Below are 10,559 nucleotides of genomic sequence, written 5' to 3'. Positions count from 1 at the left end.
TTAATGTAAATTTTATGAAATTAGTTTTTTTTTCAAATCTAATTCACATAAATTTGCGACTATCAAAATAAAATTGAAATCAAATAATTAATCAATTCAAACTAAAAATTTTAAAAAAATGGGACAGGATTTAAACGTTTCTGTAGAGAACAAAGGAAGCAAAGGAAGTAGTGTTTTTGCATCTTTAACTATTGTTATTTGTATAGTTATTGGAGCTTTATTATGGAAATTTGTAATGGGAGCACCAGCAAACTTCATTAAAGGTGATCCAAATGGACAACCTTTACCAGGAAACTATTTAGGTATGGTTTTTAAAGGAGGTATGATTGTTCCTGTGTTAATGGGATTATTATTAATGACTATCGTTTTCTCTGTAGAGAGATTTATCGTTTTGAAAAAAGCAGCTGGAAAAGGAAATTTAGATAATTTCGTTAAAGGAGTGTTATCTCAAATTAAAACTGGAGATGTTCAAGGCGCTATTGCTGCTTGTGATGAACAAGAAGGTTCTGTTGCCAATGTTATAAAAGCAGGTTTATTAAAATCGGAGCAAGTTAAAAAAGACGGTTTAGATGTTGATACAGCTACTGAAAATATTACTAAAGAAGTGGAACAAGCAACTTCTTTAGAAATGCCAATGTTAGAAAAACACTTAACTATCATTTCTACTTTAGTATCAATTGGTACATTATTGGGATTATTAGGAACGGTATCTGGTATGATTAAAGCATTCGCTGGATTAGCTGAAGGTACTCCTGACCAAGCTGAATTAGCAAATGGTATTTCTGAGGCGTTAATTAATACGGCTACTGGTATTTCAACTTCAACTTTAGCGGTTATCGCTTACAACTATTTTACTTCAAAAATTGATACTTTAACTTATTTTATTGACGAAGCTGGTTTCGCAATTTCTCAAGCTTACAAAAGAGCTAAAGGAAGCAACTAAGATTTCATAAAATAAATTATTAAGTTAAAATAAAGTAAAATGGCAAATATAAAAACATCTAAAAAAAGCACAAGAATCGACATGACGGCCATGTGTGACGTTGCGTTTTTGTTATTGTCCTTTTTTATTATGACAGCAACATCAAAAGTACCTGAGCCAAAGCCAGTAGATACGCCTGCGTCAACCATAAAAGCTAAATTGCCAGAAAGAAACTTATTTACCATTACAGTTGGTGATAGTGCAGTATATATTGGAATGTCTGATAGAGAGACCAGAATTGCTGCTTTAGAAGCTATGTCATTGAAGTATGATATTGCTTTTACACCCCAAGAAATAAATGAGTTTTCTTTATTAGATTCATTTGGTGTTCCTTTAGAGCAATTAAAGTCTTTATTAGCTTTAAAAAATGCGGAAAGAAACAAACCAGGTACGCAATCGGGTATTCCTTATAAAGGAGACATTTCTGAAAATGAATTATCTTATTGGGTGTATTATGCTAATGCGGCCGTAATTATGGAGCAACAAGCTAAAGGCGAAGAAAAGATTAAGGAAATTGAGATAGCTATAAAAGGTAGTTCTAAAGAAAAATATCCTGTTGTTAAAAATGTTTTTGATATCCTTCAAAAGCAAAACATGAATGATTTTTATTTAGTAACTTCACTAAGAGATGAAGATTTTTAATTATAATAAAAAAATAACATGGCAGAATTAAATACCGGTGGCGGTGGCGGTAAAGGCGGTAAAGTAAGAAGTAAAAAATCGAATCCAGGTGTTGATTTAACAGCGATGGTAGATTTAGCTTTCTTGTTAATTACTTTCTTTATCCTAACAACCACATTGTCTAAGCCACAATCTATGGATTTAGCTTTACCAGATAATACAAAACAGGATGATCCTAACCCACCAGAAACTCCAGCTTGGAGAACGTTAACGGTAGTTTTAGGAAAAAACGATAAGTTAGTATATTATATTGGTATGACTGATGCGCCTTATATGGAGGATGGTTTAAATGGTAAACCAAAAGTAGAAAACTATGGAGGTAAAGGTATCAGAAAAGCGCTTATTTCACATAACAAATATGTGATGGAACGTGTTGATAATCCTAAAACTCAAGGAATGATGGTGCTTATTAAAGCAAGTAAATCGGCAAACTATAAAAATTTAGTTGACATTTTAGATGAAATGGCAATAGTAAAACCGTTTTCTTATTCAATTGTTGATGTAACTCCAGGCGATTTAAAAATGCTTGAAGACAATAAAATTAAATAACATAACTTTAAATATAGAAAAATGAGTGAAATTCAAAATATTAGCGAAGCTAGTTTACTTGACAATATATTCGAAGGACGTAATAAAAGTTATGGTGCATACGAATTAAGAACAAATAGTTCAAAGAGAACAGTTTTAGCATTAATTATATCTTCAATATTTTTTATAGCTACAGTTTTCGCACTTTATCTTTCAATGAAAAGTAAAGATAAAGAAGAAACTGCGATTACTAAGGTAGAACTTAAGAAAGTGAAAACTCCAATTAAAAAGGAGGAAAAGAAAATTTTAGAACAAAAAAAGGTGGAACCTATTAAGAAGGTGAAATCTGTGGTAGATATTGTAAAAAATGTACCTCCAGTTGTTGTAAATAAGAAAACTGTTGAAAATGAAATCCCTCCAGTTGATCCAGATAAAAAATCAGGTTCAGAAACTGCGAAAGGAGATGCAAATGCAAGTCTTGAAAAAACTGGAGAATTAGCGCAAGAAGAACAAAAAGGAGATGATACAGATTATAATCAAATTTTTACTTCGGTTCAAGTTCAAGCATCACCTCCAGGGGGTATGAATGCTTTCAGAAAACAAATTGCAAGCTCATTCCGTTTACCAGAAGTAGATGAAACAACTACAGGAACTGTTATAGCTAAATTCGTAGTTTGGGATGATGGATCTATTCGAGACATCCAAATTGTAAAAGAAAGTCCTGCAGGATTAGGTTTAGGAAAAGAAGCGACAAGAATCTTAACTAAGTCTCCTAAATGGACACCAGGTGTATATAATGGTAGAAGTGTAAAACAATACTATACATTACCTATTTCAATCCAGATTACAGCAAACGAGTAATATGAATTGGTTAAATAATTTAAAACAGAAATCGCCCAAACAGCGATTTCTGTTTATTTTAGGGCTTTTAATATTTTGCTTTTATTTAGTTTTAGCTTATTTGGTTACTTTTTGGGATGATTTTCCATTAGAAGTAGCTATGACAAGAAGAAGAATATTTGGAGGATTATTAGTTTTATACGCTAGTTTCAGATTTTACAGATTAATTAAAAAAGATGAGGAGTAATATGAAAGAAATATCAGCTATTTTTGCACTAATTATTTTAGTTGTTTTTGGTTGTAAAAAATCTGAAAATATCACTGATGATGAATCTTATGTAAAAGGAAAAGCTGAAATTTATGTAGACGAATCTTTATTGCCCATTGTGGAAGATCAAGAAATGGTTTTTGAAAGTAAATATCCAAAAGCCAATATTAAACTTATTCCTAAAGCAGATTCGGATATAGTAAATTTAATATTACAACGTAAAATTGAAATTGCCGTTCTTTCACACGAATTGACAAAATCACAAGAAGATAAATTAAAAGCAATTGATGTAATTGGGAAAAACACACCCTTTTGTACAGATGCTATTGCGCTAGTGGTAAATCAAAAATCTTCAAAAACTGCAATTTCAGTATCTGAAGTTTTTGAAATATTAAAAGGGCAAAAAACAGATGTTCAATTGGTTTTTGATAACGAAAATTCTAGCACATTAAGTTATTTAATGGAAAAAGTGAATGTTAAATCATTGTCAAAAAATGTAACGGCATTAAAAAGTAATTTAGAAGTTATTAAATTTGTAGCTGAGAATAATAATTCAATTGGTTTTGTGGGAGTAAATTGGTTACTAAATCCATCAATTGAGTTAGAAAGCACAATAAAAGAAGTTAAAGTTTTAGCTGTAGGCGAAAGCATTCAAAAAGCGGTAAAACCTACTCAGTCATATATTGAAACAAAAGAATATCCATTTACAAGAAAAATATATTTGTTAAATTATCAAGGAAGAACAGGTTTAGGCATGGGTTTTGCTTCTTTTGTAAAAAGCGAAGTTGGACAGCGAATTATTCTAAAATCTGGATTAGCGCCAGTTAAAATTCCAACAAGAGAAATAAGAATTGTAAAAAGTAATAAAAAGAAATAAAAAAGAAGAAATGAGAACAATTATTTTATCAAGTTTTGCCACTATTTTATCTGCTGTTGCAGTAAATGCTCAAGATTTAGAGCAAGTTAAGAAGACAATCGATGCAGAGAAATTTTCTGAAGCAAGAAAATCATTAAAGTCAATGGTTGAAACAGCACCAGATAAAGGTAAAAATTACTTTTATTTAGGACAAGTTTATCTAGCGTTAGAAAAACAAGATTCTGCAAAAGTTTATTTTGATAAAGGTAAAGCGTCTAAAGATGCAGGACATTTAAATTTAATTGGTTTAGGACAGTTAGAGTTGTTGGATGGTAAAGTTTCCAATGCTGAAGCAAATTTTTCAGCTGCATTAGCAATTGCTAAAAAGAAAAACACCGAAGAACAAATTTTTATTACTCAAGCTTATTTAAAAGCGGCTACACCAGACGTTTTAAAAGCATTAGCAGCTGCAAAATTAGCTGTAGCAAGTGATCCAAAATCGGCATTAGCGCAAATTGCTTTAGGTGATGCTTTAGTTGCAAATAAAAACATCAACGATGCTTATGTGGCATATAGAACAGCTGGAGAACTTGATAAAACATCATTAAGAGCTCCTTTGCAATTGGCTATTATTACAAGAAATGCGCAAGCTTTTCCAGAAGCGTTAAAAGCATTTAATGATATATTAGCAATTAATCCAAGTTATGGACCAGCATTTCGTGAAAAAGCAGAAACAAATTTAGCTTGGGCGTATGCTAAAAAATCGCTTTTTGAAGAAAAAATTGCTGCCGCTTTAGAAGATTATAAAAAGTATATGAGTTTAACAGATGTTTCTACAGATGCTAAAATAAAATATGCAGATTTCTTAATCTTATCAAAAAAATGGAAAGAATTAGAAGCGGAAGCTTTAGCGATTCAAAAATCTGATAAGGTAAATCCAAAAGTATTCAAATATTTAGGGTATGCTTATTCTGAAAACGGAAATCCTGAAGGCGCAATTAAGTCATTGACTGATTATATGACAAAAGTTGATGCTAAAAAAATTAATGGTAAAGATTATTTGTATTTAGCAAAAGCAAAATTAGCTACTTCAATGGACGATAAAGGTATTATTTCTAATCAAGCTAAATTTTCAGAGGCCATTTCAGATTTAACAAAAGCAGCAGAATTAAATCCAAATTTAAATACTGAATTTACTGAAATTGGAATTAAATTATATTCTGGGAAAGCATATTTAGAAGCTGCGAAATTATTTGAATTAGCCGTAAAAAATACAAATTCAAAAAGTTATAGTCGAGATAATTTTTTATTAGGAAATTCAATTTTATTCTATGCGGAAAGTAAAACAGCTGCTCAAAAAGCAACATTAACAGCAGAATTTGCTAAAGCTAATAACGCTTATGCAGAAGCAATCAGAATCTCTCCAAATACTCAAGATGTTTACTTTTATAAAGGACAATTAAATAGAGTTATTGGTACTCCAGAAGCTAATGCACAAGCCGTTTTAGATTATGAGGGTTATGTAAAAACAGTAACAGCAAAAGGTGAAACAGAATTAGCAAAAGCAGCAGTAAGAGAAAATCTATTTGAAACATATTCATATATTGGTGCAAATTACGCTACTACAGATAAAGCTAAAGCAATTGAAAATTTCAAAAAAGCAGCAGAAATTAATCCAAATGACGTTTTTGTTAAAGAATCATTACAAGCATTAAATAAATAAAAAACAAAATAATTAAAATAAACCGATAGCGAAAGTTATCGGTTTTTTTGTGCCAAATTTTCATCTCACAAACTTTTACCTTTTACTCTTTACCTTTTACCTTAAATAAATTACCTTTGCACTCAATAAATAAAACATGCTTAACAAAGAAACTCAAATATTAGTAGACAAAGGGGAAATGCTTCCTTTAATGGAAGAATTTTATACCATTCAAGGCGAAGGATTTCATACCGGAACAGCAGCATATTTTATTCGTGTTGGCGGTTGTGATGTAGGTTGTCATTGGTGCGATGTTAAAGAGAGTTGGAATTCGGATTTACATCCTCCAACTGCAGTAGAAAATATAATCACCAATGCAAAAAAATATGCAGAAACGATTGTTATAACTGGAGGAGAACCTTTAACTTGGAATATGAATCCAATAACAACACAATTAAAAAATGCTGGATTAAATGTACATATTGAAACTTCTGGAGCTTATGAGGTAACTGGAACTTGGGATTGGTTTTGTTTATCACCAAAAAAAAATAAATTACCTGTATCTTCAGCTTATGCCATAGCTAATGAATTAAAAGTCATTATTCATAACAAACACGATTTTATTTTTGCAGAAGAACAAGCAGATAAAACAAATAATAAGGCCATATTATTTTTACAACCCGAATGGAGCAAAAAAGAGGAAATGACACCGCTTATTGTAGAGTATGTAATGAACAATCCAAAATGGCGAGTTTCATTACAAACTCACAAATATTTGAATATTCCTTAATTAGGAAAATTACAATGAAAGTTTTGCCAAATAATCAAAATGCTCACCTTCTTCAATAAGTTCACATTTTAAACCATTTGCTATAGCTGCATTTTGTAGTGTATTATAATCCAAATACAACCAAGGAAAAGTGTCTTCTATTTTTCCTTTATATTGAACCTTATAAGTTAATTCACCATAATATCCATCTGCAGGAATACAATAGGCGCCATCCTCATCTTGATCATACATATAAATTAGATCTGAAGAATCTATTAAGATTTGTCCGCCTACATTTAATAACGATTTTAATTTCTGTAAGTACTTCGCCGTTTCATTCAAGGTTCCAAAAATCCCTGTGCCATTCATCAAAATAAGAATCGTATCGAATTTATTTTCTTCATCTAAATCTAAAATATTGGTAACTTTCACATTTTTTATTCCACGAAGTTGACAAGCTCTCACAGCATTTTCAGAAATATCAATGGCAGTAACATCCAGTTTTCTTTCATTTTGTAATGCTAAAGTATGACTTCCAGCACCACAACCTACATCTAAAACACTGCCTTTTGCTAATTGTAACGCTTTTTGTTCCAATTTTGGCATTTCATTATAAGTTCTAAATAAATGCGAAACAGACATTTCATCAGCTTCGGAAATAGAAGTTTCAGTAATTAAATCTTCTGGTAAATTATTCGTTTGGTAATCTAATATGGCTTTTCCAAAAAGGTCTTTCATCGTTATATTTCAAAATTCAACATTCGTTATTCTTAAATCTATATTCAAAATCGTAACTTTGTAACTCATCATACAAATAAATAATGAAGCCATCTTTAAACGAAATTCAAAAGTTAGCCAAAGATACACATATTGAAACTAAAAAATATTTCGATAAGTTAAAAAAACGGGTACCAAAAAATTTAGATTATGTAATGCAAGATTTACACGATGCTGAATTTAAAAAAACCGATTGTTTAGAATGTGCCAATTGTTGTAAAACTACTGGGCCACTATTTACAGATGCAGATGTGGAACGAATTTCGAAACATTTAAAGCAAAAACCACAACAATTTATCAATCAGTTTTTACGTGTAGATGAAGACAATGATTATGTATTGAAATCAGTTCCGTGTACGTTTTTAGATTCAGATAATAAGTGTTTTATTTACGATGTACGACCAAAGGCGTGTAGAGAATTTCCGCACACCGATAGAAAAAAGTTCAATCAAATTACGGATTTAACTTTACTAAACGTTGCCATTTGTCCTGCTGCTTTTAATATAGTTGAGAAAATGAAAGTAAAATTACCTTTATAAATTAATTATAAATCAAATAGAGTTTTCTCATTTCCTTAAAAGCATTCAAATCAGCTTCCCAACTTTTTCTAATTTCTTTTTCAGAAACGCCTTCAATTATTTGCTCTTGAAGTTTTTTGGTACCTGCTAATTTGGTAAAAAAATCATTAAAAAAGACAGTTTTGTCAGAAGTATTGGCATACGCTTTTATTAGCCATTTCAACTCTAAACGATTCACTTTTTTGATTTTAGACAAATCTTCTCCATAACATAAAATATCTTTGTGCATAGGCTCTTTTGCTCCAAAATTAGGAATTGGAATAAATGAAAAGTCAGTTTTCAGTAAAAATGGCGAACCATAAATTTGAAATTGTTTTTCCGTCCCTCTTCCCACGCTTACATTCGTACCCTCAAAAAAGCACAAACTCGCATATAAATTTATGGATTGATCATTTGGTAAATTTGGCGAGGGTTTTATTGGTAAACTATACGGCATCTCTCTTTTGTAATTGGCACAGGGAATTACAGTTAAATTACACGTCACACCGTTTGCTAACCATTTTTCTCCATTAATCATTTTTGCATATTCACCAATTGTCATTCCGTGTAAAACCGGAATAGAGTGCATCCCTACAAAGCTTTTATGGTCCATTTCTAATGCGGGTCCATCAATAATAGTTCCATTCGGATTGGGCCTATCTAAAACTAAAAGTTCAATATTATTTTCTGCGCATGCTTCCATAACATAGTGCAAAGTAGATATATAAGTATAAAATCTTACACCCACATCTTGAATGTCAAAGATAATAATATCAATATTTTCTAACTGTTCGGGTTTAGGTTTTTTATTATTTCCATATAACGAAATAATGGGTAAATTGGTTTTGATATCTTTTCCGTCTTTTATAACTTCACCTGCATCTGCAGTCCCCCTAAATCCGTGTTCAGGAGCATAGATTTTTTGTAAATCAACTTTATTTTCTAAAAGAAAATCAACCAAGTGTTTTTTGTTTTCAACAATTCCAGTAGGATTTGTAACAATTCCAATTTTTTTATTCTCCAATAAAGGTAAATAGGTATTATAGTTTTCAGCACCTGTTTTCAGGGCTAAATTTTTGATTTTTTGATTTGCTGTTTCTATTACTATTGATTTTGACTTTTGACTTTCGACTTTTGACATTTTCACAGATGAACATCCAAAAGAAAATAATAGTATTAAAATAAATAAAAACGTATTTTTGAACTCAAATTTCATATAAATATATTTTGAATTTAGAATATTTTATTGCGAAACGACTTATAGTTTCTAAAAGTTATAAAAGTAGTGTTTCTTCACCAATTATAAAAATTGCTATTTTGGCTATTGCCTTAAGTATATTTATGATGGTTATTTCTGTAGCTACTGGTATAGGATTGCAACAAAAAATTCAGGAAAAAGTAGCTGCGTTTAACGGGCATATTATAGTCTCAAATTTCGATGACAATCAGTCTCAAGTTACCGCTGAACCAATTGATTCTAAATTACTTTCTGTTTCTCAATTAAAAAAAAATGATTTCATTACGCATGTGCAGCCCATTATTACAAAAGGTGCTTTAATTCGGACTGAAACGGATGTGGAAGGTATTGTTTTTAAAGGTGTAGACGCAACGTATCAATGGAAAAATGTAGAAGAATTTTTAGTTGATGGAAAAATCCCAACTTATAAAGTTGATGATATTAATGAAGTGTTGATTTCCCAGTTTTTAGCCAATCGATTAAAACTAAAAGTTGGTAGTTCTTTCCATACTTTTTTTATGAAAACACAAGGTAAATTGCCAAGTGTAAGAAAGTTTAAGATTGCAGGAATCTATAATTCAGGTTTTCAAGAATTCGATTCGTCATATATAATAGGCAATATACAACATCTGCAACGTATAAATAAGTGGGAGTCCAATCAGTTTGGCGCCTATGAAATTTTTATAGACGATTTTTCAAAATTAGACGAACGTGCACAGAAAATTTACAAAACCATACCGCCTACATTTAACAGTGTATCTATTTCTGAAAAATATTTCAGTATTTTCGAATGGCTAAAGCTTTTCGATTTCAATATTCTAGTTATTTTAATCATAATGATTGCCGTTGCCACTATAAATATGGTAGTAGCCCTTTTGGTTTTAATTCTCGAACGCACCCAACTAATTGGAATGTTAAAAGCACTCGGCGCTAACAATTGGTCTGTCCGAAAAATATTTTTATATAATGCAGCTCATTTAATTTCCAGAGGATTGCTTTGGGGAAATGGAATTGCAATTGTGTTGTTATTTATTCAAAAGAAGTTCGAAATTATTAAACTCAATCCAGAAAGTTATTACGTGTCTTCGGCTCCGGTTGATATTAATTTCTTGCATATTGCACTTTTAAATTTAGGCACTATATTAATATGTGTCTTGATTTTGCTAATTCCTTCTTATCTAATTACAAAAATATCACCAATTAAAGCGTTGAAGTTTTTTTAGCAGCTCTTTCCCGCTCTCCGCTATATCTTTTTGCATAGTGGTCTTTTGAAAAATAAAGCCCACTATACAAAAAGGATGCCGCTACTATCAGGGCTATTGCCTTGTTTTTCCAGTTGAATTTTCCTGTAAAACTTTTTTA

Annotated in this window: 12 protein-coding genes; 10 read left to right on the top strand and 2 right to left on the bottom strand. The window is 30.9% G+C overall.

The features are described from left to right. The first annotated feature begins 118 nt into the window (after positions 1–118). The 8 genes from ACIQZ1_RS08785 (at position 119) to ACIQZ1_RS08750 (ending at position 6,647) form a co-directional block, all read left to right on the top strand. Positions 119–943 carry a MotA/TolQ/ExbB proton channel family protein gene (locus ACIQZ1_RS08785; protein WP_396160593.1) on the top strand — a complete coding sequence of 275 codons (825 nt, stop codon included), beginning with the start codon at positions 119–121 and terminating at the stop codon, positions 941–943. 39 nt (positions 944–982) lie between these two features. Then, positions 983–1,624: an ExbD/TolR family protein gene (locus ACIQZ1_RS08780; RefSeq protein ID WP_396160592.1), complete on the top strand. Its 642-nt coding sequence runs from the start codon at positions 983–985 to the stop codon at positions 1,622–1,624. Between the two features lie 18 nt (positions 1,625–1,642). Beyond that, on the top strand, positions 1,643–2,212 hold the full coding sequence (locus ACIQZ1_RS08775) for an ExbD/TolR family protein (protein ID WP_396160591.1): 570 nt from the start codon (positions 1,643–1,645) through the stop codon (positions 2,210–2,212). Positions 2,213–2,233: 21 nt separating this feature from the next. Beyond that, positions 2,234–3,052 (top strand): energy transducer TonB, encoded by an 819-nt coding sequence (locus tag ACIQZ1_RS08770; RefSeq protein ID WP_396160590.1) that lies wholly within the window; start codon positions 2,234–2,236, stop codon positions 3,050–3,052. 1 nt (position 3,053) lies between these two features. Next, positions 3,054–3,278: a hypothetical protein gene (locus ACIQZ1_RS08765; protein ID WP_396160589.1), complete on the top strand. Its 225-nt coding sequence runs from the start codon at positions 3,054–3,056 to the stop codon at positions 3,276–3,278. Position 3,279: 1 nt separating this feature from the next. Continuing rightward, on the top strand, positions 3,280–4,176 hold the full coding sequence (locus ACIQZ1_RS08760; RefSeq protein WP_396160588.1) for a PstS family phosphate ABC transporter substrate-binding protein: 897 nt from the start codon (positions 3,280–3,282) through the stop codon (positions 4,174–4,176). Between the two features lie 10 nt (positions 4,177–4,186). Next, on the top strand, positions 4,187–5,878 hold the full coding sequence (locus tag ACIQZ1_RS08755) for a hypothetical protein (RefSeq protein WP_396160587.1): 1,692 nt from the start codon (positions 4,187–4,189) through the stop codon (positions 5,876–5,878). Positions 5,879–6,014: 136 nt separating this feature from the next. Next, a complete protein-coding gene (locus ACIQZ1_RS08750) occupies positions 6,015–6,647 on the top strand; it encodes a 7-carboxy-7-deazaguanine synthase QueE (RefSeq protein ID WP_396160586.1) in 633 nt (210 codons plus the stop codon). Positions 6,648–6,656: 9 nt separating this feature from the next. On the opposite strand, the gene ACIQZ1_RS08745 is transcribed toward ACIQZ1_RS08750, so the two are convergent. After that, the gene (locus ACIQZ1_RS08745) at positions 6,657–7,364 is read right to left on the bottom strand and encodes a class I SAM-dependent methyltransferase (RefSeq protein ID WP_396160585.1); all 708 of its coding nucleotides are present in this window, start codon (positions 7,362–7,364) and stop codon (positions 6,657–6,659) included. A gap of 83 nt (positions 7,365–7,447) precedes the next feature. Here ACIQZ1_RS08745 and ACIQZ1_RS08740 point away from each other — a divergent pair, with 83 nt between their 5' ends. Continuing rightward, the gene (locus tag ACIQZ1_RS08740) at positions 7,448–7,942 is read left to right on the top strand and encodes a YkgJ family cysteine cluster protein (protein WP_396160584.1); all 495 of its coding nucleotides are present in this window, start codon (positions 7,448–7,450) and stop codon (positions 7,940–7,942) included. 1 nt (position 7,943) lies between these two features. On the opposite strand, the gene ACIQZ1_RS08735 is transcribed toward ACIQZ1_RS08740, so the two are convergent. Further along, positions 7,944–9,182, bottom strand: coding sequence for an exo-beta-N-acetylmuramidase NamZ domain-containing protein (locus tag ACIQZ1_RS08735; RefSeq protein ID WP_396160594.1), 1,239 nt, complete (start codon positions 9,180–9,182; stop codon positions 7,944–7,946). A gap of 5 nt (positions 9,183–9,187) precedes the next feature. Here ACIQZ1_RS08735 and ACIQZ1_RS08730 point away from each other — a divergent pair, with 5 nt between their 5' ends. Beyond that, complete coding sequence (locus ACIQZ1_RS08730) at positions 9,188–10,420, top strand: ABC transporter permease (RefSeq protein WP_396160583.1); 1,233 nt, start codon at positions 9,188–9,190, stop codon at positions 10,418–10,420. The last annotated feature ends 139 nt before the right edge of the window (positions 10,421–10,559 follow it).

The organism is Flavobacterium sp., from assembly GCF_044341185.1.
Lineage (GTDB): Bacteria > Bacteroidota > Bacteroidia > Flavobacteriales > Flavobacteriaceae > Flavobacterium.
This window is presented reverse-complemented; position numbering and strand designations above follow the sequence as displayed.